Consider the following 22,273-nt stretch of genomic DNA (forward strand, 5'->3'; position numbering starts at 1 on the left):
GGCGCAAGATGATCCTGTGTTGCGGCGAGGCGCTGATCGACATGCTGCCGCGCGAAAGCACGCGCGGCGAACCCGCCTTCGCCCCCGCCCCGGGCGGTGCGGTCTTCAACACCGCGCTGGCGCTTGGCCGGCTGGGCGTGAAGACCGGCTTCTTCTCGGGGCTTTCGACCGATCTCTTCGGGCAGATGCTGAGTGAGGCGCTGACCGCCTCGGGCGTCGACACCGCGCTTGCGGCGCGTTCGGACCGGCCCACGACGCTCGCTTTCGTGACGCTGGTGGACGGGCAGGCGCGCTATGCCTTCTATGACGAGGGCACGGCGGGGCGGATGCTGTCGCCCGCAGACCTGCCTGCCCTGCCCCCTGCCCTGCGTGCGCTCTTCTTCGGCGGCATCTCGCTCGCCGTCGAGCCCTGCGCCGCGGCCTACGAGGCGCTGATGGTGCGCGCCGCCCCCGGCCATCTGACCATGCTCGACCCGAACATCCGCCCGGGCTTCATCCGCGACGAGGCGGCCTATCGCGCCCGCATCGGGCGGATGATCGCCGCGGCCGACATCGTCAAGCTCTCGGACGAGGATCTGGACTGGCTCACCAGCCCCGGCGCGATCGAGCCGCGCGCCCGCGCGATCCTGGCCCGCGGCCCGAAGCTTGTCTTCATCACCGAGGGCGCGCGCGGCGCCCATGGCTTCAGCGCCACCGAGGCGATCTTCGTGCCGGCGCAGGAGGCAACCGTCGTCGACACCGTCGGCGCCGGCGACACATTCAACGCGGGCGTCCTTGCGGCGCTCGACCGCGCCGGGCTGCTGTCGAAACAGGCCGTCGCCGCGGCCGATGGCGCCGTGCTCGAGGCCTGTCTGCGCCTCGGCACCGCCGCCGCCGCCGTCACCGTCGCCCGCGCGGGCGCAAACCCGCCCTGGAAGGAGGAACTGGAATGAGAGCGCTGATCCAGCGTGTGCGCCACGCCAAGGTCGAGGTCGAGGGCCGGATCACCGGCGAGATCGGGCCGGGACTTCTGATCCTCGTCTGCGCGATGCAGGGCGATGGCGAGACCGAGGCCGAGAAACTGGCCGCGCGCATCGCCAAGCTGCGGATCTTCCGCGACGAGGCCGACAAGATGAACCGCTCGGTCGCCGACATCGGTGGCGCCTGTCTGGTGGTCAGCCAGTTCACGCTGGCCGCCGACACCTCGCGCGGCAACCGCCCGGGCTTTTCCACCGCCGCCCCGCCCGAGATCGGCAACCGGCTTTACGAGCATTTCAGCGTCGCGCTGCGCGGCCTCGGCCTGCCGGTCGGGAATGGCGAGTTCGGCGCCGACATGGCCGTGAGCCTGCTCAACGACGGGCCGGTGACGATCTGGATGGACACCGCCGACCGCGCCTGAGCGGTTTTTCTTGACTTTCCGCGCCGCAGCGCCCATCTGGCAAGCATCCGCAACCGCTGCCGCGTGAGCAGCCGCGCACCCCGGGCCCCGTGCCCGACCGGCGCAAGGGCGGACACCCGGCCTCACAATCACGCGGGGGGCCAGCGGACAGACCTGTCCGCGCCCGCCCGCCCGCCGGACCTCGCGTCCGGCCAGACCGATTTTTCGCACCCATTGGTGCCAGGAAAGACAGACTTTTGGAAAGCTTCGAAAACCTCGGCCTTGCGCCGATCCTTCTGCAGAACCTCGCGGGCCTCGGCCTGGTGAAACCGACGCCGATCCAGGAACAGGGCATTCCGCACATCGTGCGCGGCCGTGACCTGCTGGGTATCGCCCAGACCGGCACCGGCAAGACCGCCGCCTTCGGCCTGCCGATGCTCACCCGCATCATCGCCTATGGCAAGCGCCCCGCGCCGAAGACCGTGCGCGCCCTCGTGCTGGCGCCGACGCGCGAACTGGCGACGCAGATCCATGACAACCTCTCGGCCTTTGCCGCGGGCGCGCCGGTGCGCATCCAGCGCGTCGTCGGCGGTGCCTCGATCAACGTGCAGTCGGAAAAGCTCGCCAAGGGCACCGACGTGCTGATCGCCACCCCCGGCCGTCTCCTCGACCTGCTCGAGCGCCGCGCGCTGGTGCTGTCGGAGACGAAATATCTCGTCCTCGACGAGGCCGACCAGATGCTCGACATCGGCTTCATCCACGCCCTGCGCCGCATCGCCAAGCTGATCCCCGCGGACCGGCAGACGATGCTGTTCTCGGCCACCATGCCGAAGCTGATGGAAGAGCTGGCGCAGAGCTATCTGCAGGACCCGGTGCGGGTCGAGGTGGCGCCGCCCGGCAAGGCCGCCGAGAAGATCGACCAGGGCGTGCATTTCACCACCCAGGGCGAGAAGGCCGCGCTTCTGGCCGAATATGTCGCCAAGCACCCGGGCGAGCTGGCAGTGGTGTTCAACCGCACCAAGCACGGCTCGGATAAACTCGCGAAGCTGATGGACAACTGGGGCTTCTCGGTCGCCGCGATCCACGGCAACAAGTCGCAGAACGCGCGCGAGCGGGCGCTGAGCGCCTTCCGCGCCGGCGAGGTGAAGCTGCTGATCGCGACCGATGTCGCCGCCCGCGGGCTCGACATTCCCGAGGTCGCGCATGTCTACAACTACGACCTGCCGAACGTGCCCGAGAACTATGTCCACCGCATCGGCCGCACTGCGCGCGCCGGCCGCAACGGCCGTGCCGTCGCCTTCTGCGGACCGATGGAGATGGACGAGCTGCGCGCGATCGAGAAGGCCATGGGCGCGCGGATCCCGGTGATCGGCGGCGAGCCGCATACTCCGGTTGCCGCCGCAGCCCCCGCCCGCGCCGGCAAGAAGCCGCATCGCGGTCGTGGCCCGAAACCCGCGCAGGGCGGCGCACCGAAGGCGAACCCGGCCAAGGCGAACCCCGCGAAGGCCGCGGCGGGCGGCGCCGCCCGCCCGCGCCGGCGCGTTCCGGGGGGCAAAGGCGGCACCGCGGCCTGAGCCGCACCGCCCTCTCCGCAAGCTCCCGGACGGGACCGTGTCAGCGCACGGTCTCGTCCTCGAGATGCAGCTTCATCTCGATCAGCACCTTCTGCAGCGCCTGGGTCTCGGCCAGCAGCCGCCGCGCCTCGGTCGCGGTGATCTTCCCGTCCATGATCGAGGCGTGATATTCCGCCATCAGCATCGCGAAGCGCTGGCTCAGCACCACCACATCCGAACTCACCCCGCCTTCCGACAGGTTCCGCCGGCGCTCGTCGAAGGACAGTTCGAGACCGCCGAGCTCGGCCAGCGCCTGGGTCACATGCGGGAATTTCGCCACCGCCTCGATCCGGGCGACCACGTCGATCGGCATGAAGCGGTCGCTATGGTCGGGATCGGTGGAATAATACCGCCCCAGCGTCGCCTTCGACTTGCCGCTGACCTGGGTCGCGGCCTCGATGCCGATGTCCTTCACCAGCGCCTCGGTGTGTTTTTTCAGATAGCTTTCAATCTTCTCGGTCATCACAATCGGGCCAGAACCGCCCATCCCTCTCTACGCTGAATGCCTGGGGGGGAACCCCGGCTGGTGCTTTCCCCCTTACCCGGAGGGCGAGGATTTGTCACACCGAAAGCACCCGCCACGGCGGGCGTATGAGTGCTGACATCGTGACGTCAGAAACGGTGAGAGACCCTCGCGACGGTGCGCAAGAGCGGACCGGGCGCGGGGGTCTTCGTCTTGCCCGGGCCCGTCCGGCGCGCTATGGGGCACCATGGCCAAGCTCTACTTCCATTACTCGACGATGAACGCCGGCAAGAGCACGATCCTGCTGCAGGCGTCCTACAACTATATCGAGCGCGGCATGCAGACCTTCCTCGTCACCGCCCGGCTCGACCGGCGCGCGGGCGAGGGCCGGATCGCAAGCCGCATCGGCATCGGCGCCGGGGCCGAGACCTTCACCCCCGAGACCGACATGGCGGCACTGATCGCGGCGCGCCTTGCCGAAGGCCCCTGCGCCTGCATCTTCGTCGACGAGGCGCAGTTCCTGACCCCCGAGCAGGTCTGGCAGCTGGCCCGCGTGGTCGACGATCTGGGCGTGCCGGTGATGTGCTACGGGCTGCGCGTCGACTTCCGCGGCGCGCTGTTCCCGGGCTCGGCCACGCTGCTCGCCCTTGCCGACGAGATGCGCGAGGTGCGCACGATCTGCCATTGCGGCAAGAAGGCGACGATGGTGGTGCGCATGGGGCCCGACGGGCGCGCGCTGCGCGAGGGCGCACAGGTGCAGATCGGCGGCAACGAGACCTATGTCAGCCTGTGCCGCCGGCATTGGCGCGAGGCGATGGAGGACGCGCCCGCCCCCACGGAAGAGTGACTATCCGGGACAAGGAAAAAGAGTGACTATCCGGGACAAGGAAAAGCCGGGGAGCGGTGTCCGATCCCCGGCTTTTCCTTGTGTAAAGACTCCCGTCGGAGGCGTCCTTCGCCCCCGGCCGCGCCGATCTCAGAACTTCTCGACGATCACCGAGCCCACGGAATAGCCCGCCCCGAAGGAGCAGATAAGCCCGATCTCGCCCGGCGCGAAATCGCCCGAGAAACGGTCGAAGGCGATGATCGAGCCGGCCGAGGAGGTGTTCGCGTATTCCTGCAAAATGTTCGGCTGCTCGCCCGGCGCCGGATCGCGGCCGAGCACCTTGCGACCGATGAAATCGTTCATCGTCTTGTTCGCCTGATGCAGCCAGAGCCGGCGCAGCGCCGCGGGCGCGAGCCCCGCCTCTGCCAGATGGCCGAGGATATGGGCGCAGACCATCGGCAGCACTTCCTTGAAGACCTTGCGGCCTTCCTGCATGAACTGCATGTCGCGCCGGTCGGCCAGCCCGTCGGGCCGGGTGCGGCGCAAAAAGCCATTGTTGTTGCGGATGTTGTTCGAGAACTCGGTGGCGCAGCGGGTCGAGCGGATCTCGAAACCGCCGGCCTTCGCCTCCTCGCGCCGCTCGATCAGTGTTGCCGTGCAGACATCGCCGAAGATGAAATGGCAGTCGCGGTCACGCCATTCGAGGTGGCCCGAGGTGATCTCGGGGTTCACCACCAGCGCGCACCGCACCGAGCCGGTACGGATCATGTCGGCCGCGGCCTGGATGCCGAAGGTGGCCGAGGAGCAGGCCACATTCATGTCAAAGGCAAAGCCCGAGGCGCCCAGAAGCTTCTGGATCTCGATCGCCACCGCCGGATAGGCGCGCTCCATGTTCGAGGCGGCGCAGATCACCAGATCGACCTCGCTGCCCTCGCGCCCGGCGGCCGCAAGGGCCTTCGCGCAGGCCTCAAGCGCGATCTCGGCCATGATCCCGGGCTCATCGTCGCTGCGCTGGCGCAGCTGCGGATACATCCGCGCGGGGTCGAGGACGCCGGTCTTGTCCATCACATAGCGGCTCTCGATGCCCGAGGCCTTGAAGATGAACTCGGACGAGGAATGGTCCTTGGCCGCAAGCGTGCCCGCCGCGATCTCGGCCGCATGCTCGGCGTTGTAGCGGTCGGCATAGGCGTTGAAGGCGGCGACCAGCTCGTCGTTGGTGATGGTCTCTGGCGGGGTGAAGACCCCGGTTCCGGTGATCGCAGGGGTGAACATCTGGTCCTCTCGAAAGTCGCGGCACAGTCTTGCGAACCGCGCCGGGGGTCAAGGGTCAGACCGCGTTCGGCGGCACCTTGCCGTCACGGAAGGCGGTCAGATTGGCGAGCGCCATGAAGCCCATGGCATCGCGCACCTCGAGCGCCGCGGTGCCGAGATGCGGCAGCAGCGTGACGCAGTCGAGCGCGCGCAGCGCCTCAGGCACGAAAGGCTCGCGCTCGAAGACATCAAGCCCCGCCCCGGCGATCTGGTCGGCCTGAAGCGCCGCGATCAGCGCCGCCTCGTCGACGATGTCGCCGCGCGCGATGTTGATCAGATGCGCATGGAGCTGCATCCGCGCGAGTTCCGCCGCCCCGATCAGGTGATGCGTCTGCGGCGTCGCCGGCACCGCGATCACCACGAAATCGGAGATCGCCAGCAGCTCGTGAAGCGGCACCTGCCGCGCCGGCAGCCCCGGCTCGGTCACCGTCGAGCGGTTGTGGAACACCACCTCCATGCCGAAGCCGTAATGGCAGCGCCGCGCGATCGCGGTGCCGATCCGACCGAGCCCGACGATGCCGACGCGCTTGCCGCTGACATGATGACCGAGGAACTGGGTGGGCGTCCAGCCGGTCCAGGCGCCCGAACGCACGAAGCGCTCCCCTGCCCCGGCGCGGCGCGCGCTCATCAGGAGCAGCGTCAGCGCGATGTCGGCGGTGGCGTCGGTGACGGCGCCCGGGGTGTTGGTCACGGTGATCCCGTGCGCCTTTGCCGCGGCCGCGTCGATATGGTTATAGCCGACGCCGAAATTCGCCACGATCTTCGCGCGCAGGGGGCCCGCGAAGGCCGCGCCGCGGACCTGATCGCCCAGCGTCACCAGAAGCGCGTCATAGCTGGCCAGCGCCGCGGCCGCCTCGGCCTCGGTCATCGGCGCGGCGCCGTTGCGGAAGGTCGCGTCGGGAAACTCCGCGCACACCCGGGCCTCGACCGCAGGAGTCAGCGCCCGCGTCACCATCAGCTTCATCAGAAGAGCCTTCCGCCGATGGGCACGTCCTGACCGGGGCCGATCAGCACCACCTCGCCACTCTCGTCGGGCACGCCAAGCGTCAGCACCTCGGACATGAAGGGGCCGATCTGGCGCGGCGGGAAGTTCACCACCGCCATCACCTGCCGGCCGATCAGTTCCTCGGGCGTATAGTGTCTGGTGATCTGCGCCGAGGAGCGTTTGGTGCCGATCTCGGGGCCGAAGTCGATGGTCAGCTTGTAGGCGGGCTTGCGCGCCTGCGGGAAGGTCTCGGCAGCGGTGATGCGACCGACGCGGATGTCGACCTTGAGAAACTCGTCGAAACTGATCGTCACTTGCCAAGCTCCCGTCCACGGTCGGCGGCGGCCTTGACCGCGCATTTCAGAAGCGCCGGGAAGCCGGTCTCGGCATCCATCAGCACGGCGAGCGCGGCGGCGGTGGTGCCGCCCGGGCTTGTCACGTTGACGCGCAGCTGCGCCGGGCTTTCGGCCGCGTCCTCGGCCAGTTGCCCGGCGCCGCCGACGGTGGCTTTCGCCAGCCGCATCGACAGCTCGGGCGACAGCCCCTCGGCCTCGGCCGCGGCGGCGAGCGCCTCGATCAGGTGGAAGACATAGGCCGGGCCAGAGCCCGAGACCGCCGTCACCGCGTCGATCTGGCTTTCGGCATCGAGCCGCACCACCTGACCGACGGCCGACAACAGCCCCTCGGCCATGTCGAGATCGGCGGCACTGGCCTGAGTGTTGCCGACGATCGCGGTGATGCCCCGGCCGATCGCGGCCGGCGTGTTCGGCATCGCCCGCACCAGCCGGGTACCGGCGCCCAGAACCCCCTCGAAGGTGGCGATCGTCGTGCCCGCGGCGATCGAGACGAAGAGCGTGCGCCCGCCGCCCATGGCGGTCAGCTGCGGCAGCGCCGCGCCCATCATCTGCGGCTTGACCGCGACCAGCACCACCGCCGGCGCCTCGGGCAGCGGCCCGTTCACCGCCACGCCCGTGCCCATCAGCCAGTCGGACGGGTGCGGATCGATCACATGCACCGCGCTCGGGCTCAGCCCGCCGCGCAGCCAGCCGGCGAGCAGCGCCGAGCCCATCTTGCCGCAGCCCAGAAGAACCAGACCGCGTGCCTCAATCGTCGAAAAGTCCATCGCATTTCCCCTTTGCGGGGGAGAGCTTAGGCGCGGCCGTAGGCCTCTGCAATGGCGACCTTCAGCGCCGCCTCGGGGGTCTCGTCGCCCCAGCAGGCAAGCTGCATCGCCGGGTAGAAGCGTTCCGAGACGCTGACCGCGGCGCCGATCATCCGGTCGATCTGCGCCGGCCCCGCGATCTGGCCGCCCGAGAGCACCAGGCCATAGCGCCACACCATCAGCTTCTGTTCGCGCCAGAAGGTGAAGGCGCCGGTCCAGCACTGGTCGTTGATGCGGTTGAGCAGGTCGTAAAGCGCGCCCTCGCGCGCCGCGGGCGGGTCGATCTCGAAGGTGCACAGCAGCCGCAGCACCTCGTCCTGCGCCGACCAGGCGAGGGTGAGCGAATAGCTGCGCCACTGCCCCTCGACCATCATCGCGATCTGGTCATCGGCGACGCGGTCGAAATCCCATTCATGCGCCTCTGCCAGCGTCTCCACCACATCGATCGGGTGGATGCCCTCGACGCCGAGATAGTCCTCGATCAGTGCCATGCCCATACCCCCACGCGTTTCGTGCAGACCCCGGGATGTTTCCCTAGGACTCGATCCATCCACAAGGATCGGCGTGGCAGCGCACGATCCCTACAAAATATCGTGCGGCGGGATCTGCCCCCTGTAAAGCAATTTGTCGTGGATAACTGCCCCTGCCGACACGATATCTGGGGACAACCGCCGGGAGAGGGGCAGAAATGCGAAACCGGCACCGGGAAGACCCGATGCCGGTCGGGGCGCGGAGCCGCAGTCGTCAGGCGGTGATCGAATAGCCGCCGTCGATGTCGTGAATGCCGCCGGTGAGGTTCTTCGCCTCGGGCGCAGCCAGGAAGGCCGCCATCGCGCCGACGTCGTCGATCGTGGTCAGCACATGGGTCGGGGCGCGCTCGGTCGCCTCGGCGAGCAGGCTGTCGAACTGGTCGATCCCCGAGGCCGCGCGGGTGGCGAGCGGCCCGGGCGAGAGCGCATGCACGCGGATGCCCTTCTCGCCGAGTTCCGCCGCGGCATAGCGCACCGTGCTTTCGAGCGCGGCCTTCACCGGGCCCATGATGTTGTAGTGCTGCACGACGCGCGACGAGCCGAAGAACGACACCGACAGGCAGGTGCCGCCCCCGGGCATCAGCGGCTCGGCCAGACGGATCATCCGCAGGAAGGAATGGACCGAGATGTCCATCGCCTTGCCGAAGCCGTCAGAGGAGCAGTCGATCACGCGGCCATGCAGGTCGGCCTTCGGCGCGAAGGCGATCGAATGCAGGATCGTGTCGATCTTGCCCCAGCGTTTGCCGATTTCCTCGTAGACCGCTTCCAGCTCCCCCGGCACGGTCACGTCGAGCGGCATCATGATTTCGGCGCCGAGCGATTCGGCGAGCGGCCGGACATGCGGTTCGGCCTTGGCGTTGAGCCAGGTGACGGCAAGATCCGCCCCTTGCTCACGGAAGGCCCGGGCACAGCCATAGGCGATGGAATGGTCGTTGGCGATGCCGACAACGAGAATCTTCTGTCCCTTGAGCGAGAACATGGCGCCTCCATGAGTTCAGCTGCGCCAAAGTCATAGCAGGATTTCGGCCGGCCCGCCCGAGCTTTTCTGCGCCGCAGAGAGGTTCTTTCTGCGGTTGCGAAAGAGCGTGGCAAAAACTCCACGGCCGGACAGCGGGGCCCCGCTGGGGGCCCGGCCCCGGATCAGTCCGGGAAGATGCCCGGCGAGGTCGGCGCGCCATCGTCGAAGGGCGCGAGATAGTCGAGGATCACCGGGCGGTTCACCGCGAAGCCCTTGTATTCGGCCAGTTCGTCCGGCAGGTCGCGCAGCACCCGGTGCAGCCGGCGGCCCCATTTCGGCACCGTCACGAGATCCTCGAGCGAGCACAGATAGCAGCGGATCGGGAAGGCGATGGCGTTCGAGCGCGGCAGCCGCCAGAGCGTCTGCAGCTCGACCCGCAGGTATTGCTTGGCGCCGACGTTGCCCGGCGCGACGGTGCGCTTCTCCGGGCCCCATTTGTGGTAGTTCTCGGGGCTGGTGTCGAGCCGCGGGTTCACCGTCATCGTCCAGTTCAGCCGCCGCGAGGGCGCGCCCTGCTGCAGGTTCAGGAGGAACTTCAGCGCGCGCTGGAACACCCCCAGCTCATGCGCCTTCGGCACCGGCGCGTGCCACTCGAAGAAGTTCATGCCGATGTCGAAATCAAGCGACCAGTCGGCCTGGCTCGTCACCATGCCGGCATCCATCCACAGGTTGCCGTCGCGCTGGTCGAGAAGCGCATGGTCGCCCTGGGTCTGGCGGGTGATGTATTCCATCGGCCCGCAGGGCAGCGTGGTGGCATCGAGGAAGGTGAAGCGCTGCTCGATGCCGAGCGGGCGGTTGATCCAGTGCCAGCGGTCGCCGTCACGGTTCAGCATGAAAAGCTCGGGGTAATCCTCGGATTTCGAGACCATCACGAGTTCGAGGAAATCCCAGCCCGCCAGCTCCATATGCGGCAGCGACTGGCAACGCAGCGGGTCCTCGGCCAGCGTGATCGCGCGGTCGCGCATCTCGGCGACGTAATGCTCGTCGACGTCGAAGCGCTTCTCGAAGGGCGATCCGGCCTTGCCGCCCGCGTGCGGCTCGAGGTTGACCGAATACATGTAGCTGTCCTGGTCGAAGGGGAACGGGAAGCGCCGGATCCCCTCGGGCGAGTTGTGGAAGGTGTAGTCGTCGCGGAAGGTTTCGTCGTGGAACTGGATGGTCATCCGTGCCTCCTAGAGGTCGAGAACGAGGGTTTCGCCGGTGAACCGCGAAACGCAGGGCATGATCTTCGTCTGACTCGCGCGCTCGTCGTCGCTCAGCCAGTGGTCGTGGTGCTCGATCGTGCCGTGACAGGCATGCACCCCGGTCTCGCAGCGCCCGCAGGCACCACCGCGGCACATCCACTCGACCTCGACCTCGGCTTGTTCCAGCGCCTCGAGCAGGCTCTGATGCGGACCGACGGTGACCACCTTGCCGGTCTTCGCCAGCGTCACGTCGAAGGGCGCGCCGGGCGGCGGCGCCATGAAGACCTCGGAATGCAGCACCGTCTTCGGCCAGCCGAGCCGCGCGCCGGTCTCGGCCACCGCCTCGATCAGGCCCTCGGGGCCGCAGGTATAGACATGGGTGCCGAGCGGCTGGCTGCCCAGAATGGCGCCCAGATCCATCCGGTTGCCCTCCTCCGAGACATGCACATGCACCTGCGGCGAGGCGGGCAGCAGGGCAAGACCCGCGGCCTCGGCGCGGCTCCGCGCGGCATAATGCAGCTCGAACGGCATCTGCAGGCGCGCAAGCTGTTTCAGCTGCGCAAGGAAGGGCGTGATGCCGATCCCCCCCGCGATCATCACATGTTTCTTCGCCCGCAGATCGAGCGAGAACAGGTTCACCGGAGCGGAGATGCGCATCAGATCGCCCAAGGCAACCTTGGTGTGCATGAAGCGCGAGCCACCGCGGCCGCCATCCTCGCGCCGCACGGCGATCTCATAGCCCGAACCATCCATCGGATCGGAGATCAGCGAGTAGGCGTTGCGACGCAGAACGCCCGCGTCTGGCATTTCGACGACCACATGCGCGCCGCCGGAGAAGAGCGGCAGCAATGCGCCCTCCGGGTCCTCGAAGCGGAAGCGGGTGACGAGGGGCGAGAGTGTCTCGATCGCGCTCACGCGCAGCAGGCGGCTGGTCATGGTTTGATCTCCTGCACTTCGGGCACGATGCCGGGGGTCTCGGCATCGACGCAGACGCCCTGGAAGGCGCCGAGGCGGCGCGAGAAATGGTCGCGCACGAAAAGGGTGAGGCCGCAATGGCTGCACAGGAAGGGGTCGATGGTGACATTCTCGGTCACGCCCTTGCAATGCACGCATTGCATCCGCCGCGCGATCGTGCCGCGGTGCTCGGTCTGGATCGCCTCGGGCGGCAGGCCCGCGGCCAGCGCCTCGGCCACGGCCTGACCGATCATTCCCTCGGAGCCGGCGAGGTAAAGCGTCGTGCCCATCCGGGCATCGGCGAGTGCCTTGCGATAGCGCTCGAGCGCGGAGGCATAGCTCGGCGCCTCGCGATACATCTTCGCGCCAAGCGCGGCGAGGCGGAGCCCCGCGTCATGGCCCGCGGGGATATAGATCAGATGGGCGAGATCCATCACCGAGGCATCGAGCGCGGCGAGGTCGAGGATCGCCTCGGCGCCCGGCCCTTCGGCAAGCATGATCGCCGGGGTGGCGCCCTGCGGGGTGAGCCCGGGATAGACCGGACGCGAGGTGATCGAGGGGGAGAATTCGGTGCGCGGCATGGCATGCTTCCTGTTGGGTCTGGGTGGGGCGGTCTGCCGCCGCCCCTGCCCGTTTCGCATCAGCCCTTGGCGGTGCGGCGCGTCTTCTCGATGTCGAAGAAGGGCATCGGCGAGGTCACGGCGCCGATCGTGCCGGCCTCGGTGCTCTCGACGGTGAGGGGCATGCCCTCGACCGCGCAGTCGACCGGCAGGCGGGCGATGGCGACGGTCCAGTCGTTCAGCGGCGAATACATCGCCTGGGTCACGACGCCGACCGTCACCCCGTCCTTCAGCACCGGCGCGCCGTTCTCGGGCGGCACCTTGCCCTCGAGCTTGAGGCCCCAGATCTTGAAGCGCTCCTTGCCCTTCAGACGGTAATGCTCTTCCGCGCCGCGGAAGCCGGTCTTGCCGGGCGAGACGGTGAAATCGAGACCCAGCTCCCACAGCGTGTCGCCGCAGGGCTCGTTCTCGAACGGATACATCTCGGAGTTGTCGTAGGGGAAGAAGAGCAGATAGCTTTCGGTGCGCAAGAGGTCGAGCGTGGTGAAGCGGCACGGGATGATGCCCATCGCCGCGCCCTCCTCGACGATGCGGTCCCAGATCATCGGCGCATCCTGGCCGCGCACGAACAGCTCGTAGCCGCGCTCGCCGGTATAACCGGTGCGCGCGATCAGCGCCGGCACACCGAAAAGCGAGGTGGGCATGTGGCTGAAATAGTTCAGGCTGCGGATGCCCGGCACGTATTTCTCGAGGAAATCGACGGCGAGCGGGCCTTGCAGCGACAGGTCATGCAGGTTGTCGTCAAAGCGGATCGAGACATCGCGGCCGGTCGCGGCCATGGTCAGCTGCTCGAAGCCCTGGCCCGAGCCATGCACCACCATGAAGGCGTTCGGCGCGGTGCGGTAGATCACGCAGTCGTCGACGAACTTGCCCGCATCGTTCAGCATGCAGGCATAGACCGCGCGGCCCGGCATCAGCTTCTCTACATTGCGCGTGGTGGCACGGTCGATGACATGGCTTGCCGCCGGTCCGGTGATGTGGACCTTCTTCAGCCCCGAGACATCCATCAGCCCGGCCTTCGTCCGGATCGCCATGTACTCGGCGAGCGGATCGCCGTCATAGGACCAGGCGGTGCCCATCCCGCTCCAGTCTTCCAGCGCGGAGCCGAGCGCGCGGTGCCGGTCGGCCAGCGTCGAAAATCTCCAAGATGCGGTCATGTTCGTTTCCTTGTCCTGTCAGTCGTTGGGAAAGCCGCGGGCGGGGACCGCCCGCGGCGGTCAGGCTCAGTGATGGCCGGTCTTCGCCGCCTCATAGGCGTGCTTCTCGTGGCGCCAGCCGAGGATCACGGCGACGAGCACGCAGAGGTAGCAAAGCGCGATCCAGAAGAATTCCGAATTGCCATAGCCCGCGTAGATCGCCCCGGTGATGCCGTCCCAGGTGTGGGTGGTGAAGGGTGCTTCCATGGTGGTCTCCTTTTCGGATCAGAGGCTTATTCAGCCGGGGTGACGGTGGGATGCAGCGCTTCGGGATAGGCCGAGGCGGGAACCTTGGTCTTGTCGAGGCCGAGGATCTCGGCTTCGGCGGGCACGCGCAGTTGCCCCATCGCCTTCAGCACCCAGGACAGGCCGTAGCCGGGGAAGAAGCCGAGCGCGATCATCACCAGCGCGCCGACCAGCTGGCCGAGGAACGAGGTGTCGATGGTGCTTTCGCCCGCCAGCGCCGGATAGCCCTGCGCTGCGATGCCGACGACGATCACGCCCCAGAAGCCGAGATACATGTGCACGGCGACCGCGCCGACCGCGTCGTCGATCTTCAGCCGCTCGACGAAGGAGGAGACGAAGGGCATCGTCGCCGCCCCGAAGAAGCCGATCACGAAGGCCATCGGCGGATACCACAGATCCAGCCCCGCCGCGCAGGAGATGATGCCGCCCAGCGCGCCCGACATCATCCAGAACGGATCGCGGGTGATCATCCACGCCCCGATGATGCCGCCGGCCATGCCCATCAGCGTGTTGAAGGTCATCCCCGACAGCGTCATCGGCGTGCCGTAGATCGTGTTGAAGGACGAGGTCGACCACGACCAGGTCTCGCCCGGGACGATCACGCAGCCCATGAGGAAGCCCCAGAAGCCGGCGATGATCAGCATCAGCCCCACAAGCGTCATCGGCATCGAGTGACCGGGGATCGCGTTCGCGGTGCCGTCGGCGTTGAACTTGCCGATGCGCGGCCCGAGGTTAATGACCACGCCCAGCGTGAAGGCGCCGGCGATCAGGTGCACGACGCCGGCGGCGCCGAAGTCATGATAGCCGAACTTGGTGACCAGCCAGCCATCCGCGTGCCAGCCCCAGGCGGCGGCGAGGATCCAGATGAAGCCGCCCAGCACCGTCGCCAGAACGACGAAGCCGGTCAGGCGAATACGCTCGATCAGCGCGCCCGACAGGATCGAGGCGGTGGTGGCGGCGAACATCACGAAGGCCCCCCAGAACACGCCGTTCGAGCGGTCGTCGAGGTTCGGCCCCATGAATTCCGACCAGGGGGCAGCGACCGAATTCGCATAGTCGAGACCGGAGATGCCGGCCGGACCCGCGGACAGGTCGAAGCCCGTCGGGAAGGCCCAGTAGATCCACCATCCGACGAAGTAGAAGAACGGCACGATCATCGCGAAGGCGAGGATGTTCTTGATGCCGGAGGCCAGCGCGTTCTTCGAGCGCGACGCGCCCATCTCATAGGCGAGGAACCCGACATGGATCAGCACCATGAGCGGGATGGTCAGAAAGTAGAAGGTCTCGGAGAAGGTGGTGCCGGTGGCGGCCGCCTTCGCCTTCAGTTCGGCGACTGTCGCCGCCAGTGTTGCAAGGTCCTGTTCCACGTCCAAACTCCCTGTTGAGTGGAAGGGGGCTGTTTTCGCCCCGTTTTCTTGCCTCCCCACCCGGTTTCCCGGGGTCTTCGGCCGGGTCTCCCCTCCCGGCCCGCCACCCCCTCACGAGCGCGGACGTTCCTTTTTCGGGTCGTAATGTGGGAAGGGCGCGACCCGCGCCGCGATCCGCTTCAGATGCCCGTCAAGCTTGCCGATCTCGACCGCGGTGCCGGGCCCGGCATGGGCGACGTCGAGGCGCGCGAGCGCGATCCACTGGTTGGTGCGGGGGCTGTGCATGGCCGAGCAGATCTCGCCCACCTGCGCGCGGCCGATCCGCACGCAGTCGCCGTGAAAGACCGGATCCTGGCCCTCGATCTCGAGGCCGACGAACTTGCGCGCGGGCGTCTCCTTGCGCCGGATCAGCGCGTCGCGCCCGACGAAATCGGCGGTTTTCGATTTCAGCGGCACGGTGAAGCCGATGCCGGCCTCGAACGGGTCGGTCTGATCGGAAAAGTCATAGCCCGCGAAGACGAGCCCCGCCTCGATCCGGCACAGGTCAAGCCCCGCAAGCCCCATCGGCTTGATGCCGAACTTGGCACCCGCGCCGAAGACCGCCTCGAAGACCGCCTTGCCGTCCTTCGGGTGGCAGAAGATCTCGTAGCCCAGCTCCCCGGTATAGCCGGTGCGCGACACCACGACCGGCACCCCCTCGGCCCCGCCGATGCGCCCCACGGTGAAGCGGAACCAGCCCAGATCGGCCAAAGCGGGCTGATGCGGTGCGGTCCAGATGATCTCGCACATCAGCTCGCGCGAGCGCGGCCCCTGCACCGCGAGATTGTGCATCTGATCGGTCGAGGCACGGATCATCACGTTCAGGCCAAGCCGCGCCGCCTCCTCGCGCATCCAGACCCCGCCCTCGTCCGAGCCGCCGATCCAGCGGAAGTTCTGCGGCCCGAGACGGAACAGCGTGCCGTCGTCGATCATGCCGCCATGCGGATAGCACATGGCCGAATAGACGACCTGACCATGGCCCAGCTTCGTCACGTCGCGCGTCAGAACCCAGTTCATCAGCGCCTCGGCGTCGGGGCCGGTCACCTCGAACTTGCGCAGCGCGCTCAGGTCCATCGCGACCACGCCCTCGCGCGCCGCCCAGTAGCTTTCCACCGCATCACACTCGGGGAAGACATTCGGCAGCCAGAAGCCGCGATATTCGACGAAATCGCGGGTCAGGGCAGCAAAACTGTCGTGGAAGGCGCTTTCACGCGTCATGATCGGCTCCGCGTCGGGGGTGGCGCGCCAGGCCGAAGCGCGCGAGAACCGCTCGCCCGCGCCATAGCTGCGCACATGAATGTCGGTGAGATCCCAGCCATTGGCCGAGGAGGTGTCGTCCGGGCAGGCCGAGGAGACGCAGACAAGATCGGTCAGCGCGCGCAGCAGCACGTAATCGCCGGGCCGCGACCAGGGCTCGTCGGCGACCAGCACGCCATGCGCGTCGATCCCGGTGTTGAAGAAGAAGTTCGCCGCCATCCAGCCCGCGCGGGCGGGAACCCCATGGGCGGCCAGCGCGGTATTGAAATTGTCCGAGCAGTTCGCATGCCCCGGATAGCCGATGTCGTCGTAATATTTCGACGAGCAGGCCATGGCGAAGGCGTCGTGGCGGCCACAGGTGTCCTGAATCACCTCGACCAGCGGGGTGAAATCCTGGTCATAGTATTTCGCGTGCAGCCCCGGGTTCGGATAGGCGTGCCCCATCAGCGTGCGGGTGGTGGTGACGTCGAGCGGATTGACGATGCCCCGGTCGAGCTTCCTCGCATCGAAGCACTGGAAATCGGTGCATTGCCGCCCGTCGACGTCGAGGATCTGGATGAACTCGCCCGCCTTCACCACATAGGCCTCGGCGGTCGCCGATGTCACCCGCAGATCAAGGAGCGGATCGGCCAGCGGGTCGGGCAGCGCGAAGCGGCCCGCGGCGCGCGGCGTGGCGCGGGTGATCTTCACCGTCAGCGGGGTCGCGGTGTCCTGGGCCTCGAAATCCATCACCGGGCCCGGGGCGGCGACGATCGCGACGCCCGCGCCCTGTGCGGTGAAGCCCACGGCCTCGCCCGCCCGCGATCCGGCGCCGAAAAGCCCGATGGCGCGGGCGAGGCTCAGGTCGATGCCGCGGCGGTCAAGCGCGCGGCGCAGCCGGGCAAGCGAGGGCTCGCCCGAGGCGAGCAGCTCGCGCAGCCCCTCCGCCGCGCAATCGCCCGCCCAGCCCAGAAGGCCGCAGTCGACCCGCCCGTCGGGGTGCGCGGCCAGCAGCTCGCAGCGCTGCCCGCCCTCGTCGTTGATCACCTCGATCCGGTCGCCCGCCCGGATCTCGAATACCAGCGCGCCACGACCGGGCACGGCATGCCGCTCCTCGGCCGGTCCGGTCCGATAGGCCTGCGGCCGCCGCGCACGCGAGGGCGTGGGCGGTCCGGGGCGGAAAAGCGTGTCGGCGGGCAGAAGCACCATGGTCTGTCCTTGCAGTGAGGGAAAAAGGCTGGGCCGTCAGGGAAAAGAAGGCGGGAGGCCCGAGGCCCCCCGCCCAGGGGGGACACAGCTCAGTTCGCCAGATAGGCTTCCATCGAATCGTCGAGGGCGTCCTTCCACGGCGTGTGGTGGGTGGGCGCCATCGTGCCGGTGATGACCGACTTGTAGGCGTGGTTGCGGAAGGTCATGATGTTTTCCGCCTTGTGGTGCTTCCACTCGAAGAAGGCCTCGCAGGCGCCATCGACGTCGAAGGACGGATAATCCGTCTCGGCGATCAGTTCCTTGACGTAGTCGCCCTGATACTTGATCGCGTATTTGACGTCGTCCGAGGCCTCTTCGCGTTCCTCGCGCTCGGCCACGTCGGCGATCAGCGTCTGCTTGTCGGCGGGCACCTCGATCCGGCCCATGATGATGTCGCGGACATACCAGGCCTGGGCGTCGAACATGTTGAAGGTGAACCACTGGTCCTGCATGCCGAGGTAGAACATCTTCGGATTGTGGACATAGACCACGCCCTTGTAGAGGTCGGCGGTCGCCAGCCGGTTCGCCGTCTTCAGCCGCAGGCTGTCGGGCAGGAACGGGAAGTAGTGCTTGTAGCCGGTGCACAGGATGATCGCGTCGATATGCTTCGACGAGCCGTCCTTGAAGAAGGCGGTCTTGCCCTCGACGCGCACGAGGCCCTGCTTCTCTTCCCAGTTCGCCGGCCATTTGAAGCCCATCGGCGCGGTGCGATAGCAGGAGGTGACGCTTTTCGCGCCGTATTTCCAGCACTGCGAGCCGATGTCCTCGGCCGAATAGGAGGAGCCGACGATCAGCACGTCCTGCCCCTCGAATTCGCGCGCGTCGCGGAAATCATGGGCGTGGACGATGCGGCCGTAGAACTGGTCGAAGCCCGGATATTCCGGCACGTTCGGCGAGGAGAAGTGGCCCGAGGCGACGATCACGTGATCGAAGCGCTCCTTGTAGACGTGGTCGCGTTCCATGTCGTGCGCGGTGACGGTGAAATCCCCGGCCTCCTCGTCGAACTCGATCCAGCGCACGACCGAGTTGAAGCGGATCCAGCCGCGCACGCCAGCCTTGTTCACCCGGCCCTCGATGTAATCGACCATCACGGCGCGCGGCGGATAGGAGGCGATCTGCTTGCCGAAATGTTCCTCGAAGGAATAGTCGGCGAATTCGAGCCCCTCCTTCGGACCGTTGGTCCAGAGGTAGCGATACATCGAACCGTGGATCGGCTCGCCGTTCTTGTCGGTGCCGGTGCGCCAGCTGTAGTTCCACAGCCCCCCCCAGGTCTCCTGCTTCTCGAAGCAGACGATCTCGGGAATCTCGGCCCCCTTCTGCGCGGCGGACTGGAAGGCCCGGAGCTGGGCAAGGCCCGAAGGGCCGGCACCGATGATGGCAACGCGTTTGGTCATGGTAGTCTCCCTGTTCGATCCGGTATGGACCAGATTTCAAAACTGGTTCCTTCGGCATGAACCAATGAGGTGAGCCAAAATCCTTCAGGTCAACAAATTTTCCTGTGTGGAATATTGCTTCACCGCCTTTTTCGGCATTCCAGCCTGCCGGAAAAGGGCTATAGATCAAATTATGAGCAGCCCGACACTCGCGCAGCGCCTTCTGGTAACTGGTTCCCTGCCCCGACTCGGCGTGAAGACCCGCGCGCCGGTGCGGATCGGTTTCCTCACGCCGCTCTCCGGGCCCGAGGAATCCTGGGGTCGGCCGGGGCTCGACGGCTGCCGGCTCTGGGCCGAGGGGCTGAATGCGCGCGGCGGGCTGATGGTGGGCGGGCGCCGGCACCCGATCGAGATCGTGGCACGCGACAGTGCGACCGGGGCCGCCGCGACCCGCGCCGCCGCGCACGAGCTTGTCGAACGGCTCGGCTGCCGGCTGATCCTGACCCTTGGCGGCGACAGCTTCGCCCCCGCCCTGCCCTGGCTGATGAAGACCCGCGCGCTGGTCGCGACGCTGCTGCCCTCCGACCTCTCGCCTGACACGCCCTATCTGATCGCGCCGGCCGAGGTGCATCCGCTGTTCAACGTGACCGGGGTCGAGTGGCTGGCGAAGAGCCGTCCCGCGGCGCGGCGTGTCGCCCTGTGCAGCCAGACCGACAGCCTCGGCCTGCCCTCGCTTGCCGTCTATCGCGCCGCCTTCGAGGCTGCGGGCCATGCCCGGGTGAAGGAGCTGCGCTATGCCCCCGCCGAGACCGACGCGGAAGGCATCGTGCGCGCGATGCTGGCCGAACAGCCCGATGTGCTGTGCTGGTGCTCATCGGCGCCGCCGATGATCCATGCCCTGACCGAGGCGGCGCACGCGCAAGGCTTCACCGGCGAGATCCTCGCCTGCACCGCCGACGACTATCCGCGGATGATCGCGCGCACCTCGGCCGCCTTCATGGCGCGCTATACCTTCCAGTTCCCGGATTTCGACGACCCGGCGCTGGCCGACACCGCCTTCTTCTTCCACCGCCCCGAGGCCTTCTTCGCCGCCTATGGCGCGCGCTTTCCGGGCAGCTGGTCGGCGGTGAGCTGGGAATATGCCTCGATCCTCGATCTGTGGCACGCCGCGGTCGAAAGCGCCGAGACGACCGACCCGGTCTCGGTTCTGGCCGCGATGAAGCGCTCGCAGATCATGCCCCACGCCTTCGGCCCGGCGCGCTGGTGGGGGGCCGAGATCTTCGGCATCGACAATGCGCTGGTGGGCGACTGGCCGGTGGTGCGGATCGAGGGCGGGCGCGCGAAGATCGTCGAATTCGGCTCGGTGCTCGGCTGGCTCGAGGCACACGGGCCGCGCCTTGCCGAGCACCTCGGCGCACTCGGCCAGCTCTGGCACCAGCGCCTGCGCCCCGCGCCGCGGCGCCGCCAGATCAGTCTTCCTGCATCAGAAGCTTCTGATCCTCGATCAGCGTGAGCTTCATGAATTCGCTCGCCGCCTCGATGTCGCGCGCGGCAATGGCATTGAAGAGCGCGTTGTAGCCGCGCTGATAGGCGGCAATGCGATTGGGCGTCAGATGCCGGCGATACATCGCACCGCGGAAGCTTTGCCGGCGCGCGTCGATCACCAGGGTATAACAGGCGATCAGCAGGGGGTTGCCGGTGCCCGCCGCGATCTGGCGGTGGAATTCCTCCTCGAGCCGGACGAAGGCGCCGGCATCGGCCTGCACCGCCTCCATCTGCGACAGCGTTTCGCCAAGCGCCTCGATCGCGCGCGGCGGCATGTTGATGATCGCCAGCCGCACCATCTCGGGTTCGAAGATCCCGCGCACGACCTGCAGCTGCAACGGCCCGGTCTCGGCCGCGACGGTCGAGACGGCCGCCTGCGTGCCGGAGGGGTCCCAGGTGACGAAAGACCCCGACCCCGCCCGACGCCGGATCATGCCGCGCTCCTCGAGCTGATCGAGCGCCTCGCGCACGGTGTTGCGCGCCACCCCCAGATCCTGCGCCAGCGCGCGCTCGGAGGGCAGACGTTCATCGACACCGTATTCTCCCGAAACGATCCGCGTCGTCAGCGTGTCGATGACATATTGCACCGTCGCGCCGACGACAGGCTCGTTTTGCGGCGCGGAAAGAAGACGTCCGGAAGAAGGCGGCACTTGCAAATTCCCTTGAACAGTCCCGCACGGGACGGTCAAAGAATAGCCGCTTTGCCCAAGGAAAATCCAGACGCGAAACGCGTCCCGCAGGGATCCCGAAACCTTCTCTTGCGTTCAGTTGCGTCAAGTATTCCGGGGATGAGCGCCAAAGACGAGAGGGGGCAGCGCCCCCTGCCCCGGCCGGGCATTGGCGGGGCCGCGAAAAGGGGGCGCTGCCCCCTCTGGCCTGCGGCCATTCACCCCCGAGGTATTTTTGGCAAGGAGAAAGCCCCGGGGAGCAGGTGCCCGGGCATTCGCGAAAGCCCCGGCCCTGCGCTGGCGCTCCGGGCGTTCGCCGCTTTGAACGCTCCGCCGGAGCGTTCAATCCCGGCGCAGCGCGCCGAGACCGCAGCTCACCCCATCCGTTCCGAAGCGTAGGAGCCGGGGCTTGCCGGGAACACCACAGTCTTGTTGCCGTTCAGGAACACGCGGCGATGGATATGCGCGTGGATCGCCCGGGCGAGGACCTGGCTTTCGACGTCGCGGCCGAGCGAGACGTAATCGTCGGGCGATTGCGCATGGGTCACGCGGATCGTGTCCTGCTCGATGATCGGCCCCTCGTCGAGATCGGCGGTGACGTAATGCGAGGTCGCCCCGATCAGCTTCACGCCGCGCTCATAGGCCTGCTTGTAGGGGTTCGCGCCCTTGAACGACGGCAGGAACGAGTGGTGGATGTTGATGATCCGCCCCGACATCTTCTGGCACATCTCGTCCGAGAGGATCTGCATGTAGCGCGCAAGCACGATCAGCTCGGCGCCCGCGTCCTCGACCACGCGCATGATCGCGGCCTCGGCGGTGGGCTTGTTCTCCTTCGTCACCTTGATGCAGTGGAAGGGGATGTCGTGGTTCACCACCACCTTCTGATAATCCATGTGGTTCGAGATCACCGCGACGATCTCGATCGGCAGCGCGCCGATCCTGACCCGATAGAGCAGGTCGTTCAGGCAATGGCCGAAGCGCGAGACCATGATGACGACCTTCATCTTCTCGGCCTCGTCGTGGAATTTCGCCTGCATGTCGAAGGCCTTCGCAGTCGGGCCAAAGCCCGTCTCCAGCGCCGCGAGGTCAAGCCCCGCTTCGGAGGCGAAGCTTACCCGCATGAAGAACTTGCCGGTCTGGGTATCGTCGAACTGCGAGCTGTCGGTGATGTTGCAGCCGTTCTCGGCGAGATAGGTCGCGATCGCGGCGACGATGCCGCGCGTCGTGGGGCAGGCCACGGTCAGGCAGTATTTGGTCATGTCAGTCTCCCGTCGGTATGAGTGTTGGGTCGGCCAGGGCCGGTATGCGCTCTCCCAAGCGCGGGTGATGGTC

22 protein-coding genes are annotated in these 22,273 nt (G+C 67.4%); 5 read left to right on the plus strand and 17 right to left on the minus strand.

Translation table 11 applies throughout. The features are described from left to right. Window positions 1-8 precede the first annotated feature (8 nt). The 3 genes from EOW65_RS12605 to EOW65_RS12615 all read left to right on the plus strand — a co-directional run bounded on the left by EOW65_RS12605 (window position 9) and on the right by EOW65_RS12615 (window position 2,931). A complete protein-coding gene (locus EOW65_RS12605; protein WP_128149941.1) occupies window positions 9-932 on the plus strand; it encodes a carbohydrate kinase family protein in 924 nt (307 codons plus the stop codon). Then, window positions 929-1,378: a D-aminoacyl-tRNA deacylase gene (dtd, locus tag EOW65_RS12610; RefSeq protein WP_128149944.1), complete on the plus strand. Its 450-nt coding sequence runs from the start codon at window positions 929-931 to the stop codon at window positions 1,376-1,378. The genes EOW65_RS12605 and dtd overlap by 4 nt, the downstream gene beginning before the upstream one ends. A 236-nt stretch (window positions 1,379-1,614) precedes the next feature. Further along, a complete protein-coding gene (locus EOW65_RS12615; protein WP_128149945.1) occupies window positions 1,615-2,931 on the plus strand; it encodes a DEAD/DEAH box helicase in 1,317 nt (438 codons plus the stop codon). Between the two features lie 40 nt (window positions 2,932-2,971). Here the strand turns inward: EOW65_RS12615 and EOW65_RS12620 are convergent, their stop codons facing one another. Then, the gene (locus EOW65_RS12620) at window positions 2,972-3,433 is read right to left on the minus strand and encodes a hypothetical protein (RefSeq protein ID WP_113900121.1); all 462 of its coding nucleotides are present in this window, start codon (window positions 3,431-3,433) and stop codon (window positions 2,972-2,974) included. A 247-nt stretch (window positions 3,434-3,680) separates the two neighbouring features. Between EOW65_RS12620 and EOW65_RS12625 the strand changes: the two genes are divergently transcribed. Continuing rightward, window positions 3,681-4,280, plus strand: a complete 600-nt coding sequence (locus EOW65_RS12625; RefSeq protein ID WP_128149947.1) for a thymidine kinase — start codon at window positions 3,681-3,683, stop codon at window positions 4,278-4,280. A gap of 129 nt (window positions 4,281-4,409) precedes the next feature. Here EOW65_RS12625 and EOW65_RS12630 read toward each other — a convergent pair whose 3' ends face one another. The 14 genes from EOW65_RS12630 to EOW65_RS12695 all read right to left on the minus strand — a co-directional run bounded on the left by EOW65_RS12630 (window position 4,410) and on the right by EOW65_RS12695 (window position 18,749). Further along, window positions 4,410-5,531, minus strand: coding sequence for a beta-ketoacyl-ACP synthase III (locus tag EOW65_RS12630; protein ID WP_128149949.1), 1,122 nt, complete (start codon window positions 5,529-5,531; stop codon window positions 4,410-4,412). A 55-nt stretch (window positions 5,532-5,586) separates the two neighbouring features. Beyond that, the gene (locus EOW65_RS12635) at window positions 5,587-6,534 is read right to left on the minus strand and encodes a 2-hydroxyacid dehydrogenase (protein ID WP_128149950.1); all 948 of its coding nucleotides are present in this window, start codon (window positions 6,532-6,534) and stop codon (window positions 5,587-5,589) included. Continuing rightward, a complete protein-coding gene (locus EOW65_RS12640) occupies window positions 6,534-6,869 on the minus strand; it encodes a tRNA-binding protein (RefSeq protein WP_240664667.1) in 336 nt (111 codons plus the stop codon). Before EOW65_RS12640 ends, EOW65_RS12635 begins: the two co-directional genes overlap by 1 nt. Further along, complete coding sequence (proC, locus tag EOW65_RS12645; RefSeq protein ID WP_128149954.1) at window positions 6,866-7,678, minus strand: pyrroline-5-carboxylate reductase; 813 nt, start codon at window positions 7,676-7,678, stop codon at window positions 6,866-6,868. Before proC ends, EOW65_RS12640 begins: the two co-directional genes overlap by 4 nt. 26 nt (window positions 7,679-7,704) lie before the next feature. Beyond that, window positions 7,705-8,208, minus strand: coding sequence for a type III secretion system chaperone family protein (locus EOW65_RS12650; RefSeq protein WP_128149956.1), 504 nt, complete (start codon window positions 8,206-8,208; stop codon window positions 7,705-7,707). 253 nt (window positions 8,209-8,461) lie between these two features. Beyond that, the gene (gene fabI / locus EOW65_RS12655) at window positions 8,462-9,226 is read right to left on the minus strand and encodes an enoyl-ACP reductase FabI (RefSeq protein ID WP_128149958.1); all 765 of its coding nucleotides are present in this window, start codon (window positions 9,224-9,226) and stop codon (window positions 8,462-8,464) included. 161 nt (window positions 9,227-9,387) lie between these two features. After that, window positions 9,388-10,428 (minus strand): heme-dependent oxidative N-demethylase family protein, encoded by a 1,041-nt coding sequence (locus tag EOW65_RS12660; RefSeq protein WP_128149960.1) that lies wholly within the window; start codon window positions 10,426-10,428, stop codon window positions 9,388-9,390. Window positions 10,429-10,437: 9 nt separating this feature from the next. Further along, window positions 10,438-11,385: a PDR/VanB family oxidoreductase gene (locus EOW65_RS12665; RefSeq protein ID WP_128149962.1), complete on the minus strand. Its 948-nt coding sequence runs from the start codon at window positions 11,383-11,385 to the stop codon at window positions 10,438-10,440. After that, a complete protein-coding gene (locus EOW65_RS12670) occupies window positions 11,382-11,984 on the minus strand; it encodes a dimethylamine monooxygenase subunit DmmA family protein (RefSeq protein ID WP_128149964.1) in 603 nt (200 codons plus the stop codon). Before EOW65_RS12670 ends, EOW65_RS12665 begins: the two co-directional genes overlap by 4 nt. Before the next feature lie 59 nt (window positions 11,985-12,043). Next, window positions 12,044-13,180 (minus strand): aminomethyltransferase family protein, encoded by a 1,137-nt coding sequence (locus EOW65_RS12675; RefSeq protein WP_128149966.1) that lies wholly within the window; start codon window positions 13,178-13,180, stop codon window positions 12,044-12,046. A gap of 66 nt (window positions 13,181-13,246) precedes the next feature. Then, a complete protein-coding gene (locus EOW65_RS12680; RefSeq protein WP_128149968.1) occupies window positions 13,247-13,426 on the minus strand; it encodes a hypothetical protein in 180 nt (59 codons plus the stop codon). Between the two features lie 26 nt (window positions 13,427-13,452). Further along, on the minus strand, window positions 13,453-14,832 hold the full coding sequence (locus tag EOW65_RS12685; RefSeq protein ID WP_128149970.1) for an ammonium transporter: 1,380 nt from the start codon (window positions 14,830-14,832) through the stop codon (window positions 13,453-13,455). A 111-nt stretch (window positions 14,833-14,943) separates the two neighbouring features. Further along, window positions 14,944-17,316, minus strand: a complete 2,373-nt coding sequence (locus tag EOW65_RS12690; protein ID WP_128149972.1) for a DUF1989 domain-containing protein — start codon at window positions 17,314-17,316, stop codon at window positions 14,944-14,946. Between the two features lie 89 nt (window positions 17,317-17,405). Beyond that, entirely contained in the window at window positions 17,406-18,749 is a 1,344-nt protein-coding gene (locus tag EOW65_RS12695; RefSeq protein WP_128149975.1) for an NAD(P)-binding domain-containing protein, read from the minus strand. 172 nt (window positions 18,750-18,921) lie between these two features. Here EOW65_RS12695 and EOW65_RS12700 point away from each other — a divergent pair, with 172 nt between their 5' ends. Then, entirely contained in the window at window positions 18,922-20,241 is a 1,320-nt protein-coding gene (locus tag EOW65_RS12700; protein WP_128149977.1) for an ABC transporter substrate-binding protein, read from the plus strand. Here EOW65_RS12700 and EOW65_RS12705 read toward each other — a convergent pair. Together EOW65_RS12705 and purU are read right to left on the minus strand one after the other, a co-directional pair. Beyond that, entirely contained in the window at window positions 20,198-20,923 is a 726-nt protein-coding gene (locus tag EOW65_RS12705) for a FadR/GntR family transcriptional regulator (RefSeq protein ID WP_128149979.1), read from the minus strand. The two genes, EOW65_RS12700 and EOW65_RS12705, sit on opposite strands and share 44 nt — an antisense overlap. 392 nt (window positions 20,924-21,315) lie before the next feature. Further along, complete coding sequence (gene purU / locus EOW65_RS12710; protein ID WP_128149981.1) at window positions 21,316-22,200, minus strand: formyltetrahydrofolate deformylase; 885 nt, start codon at window positions 22,198-22,200, stop codon at window positions 21,316-21,318. Window positions 22,201-22,273 lie beyond the last annotated feature (73 nt).

The sequence above is a fragment of the Paenirhodobacter ferrireducens genome (assembly GCF_004022265.1).
Taxonomy (GTDB): domain Bacteria; phylum Pseudomonadota; class Alphaproteobacteria; order Rhodobacterales; family Rhodobacteraceae; genus Rhodobacter; species Rhodobacter ferrireducens.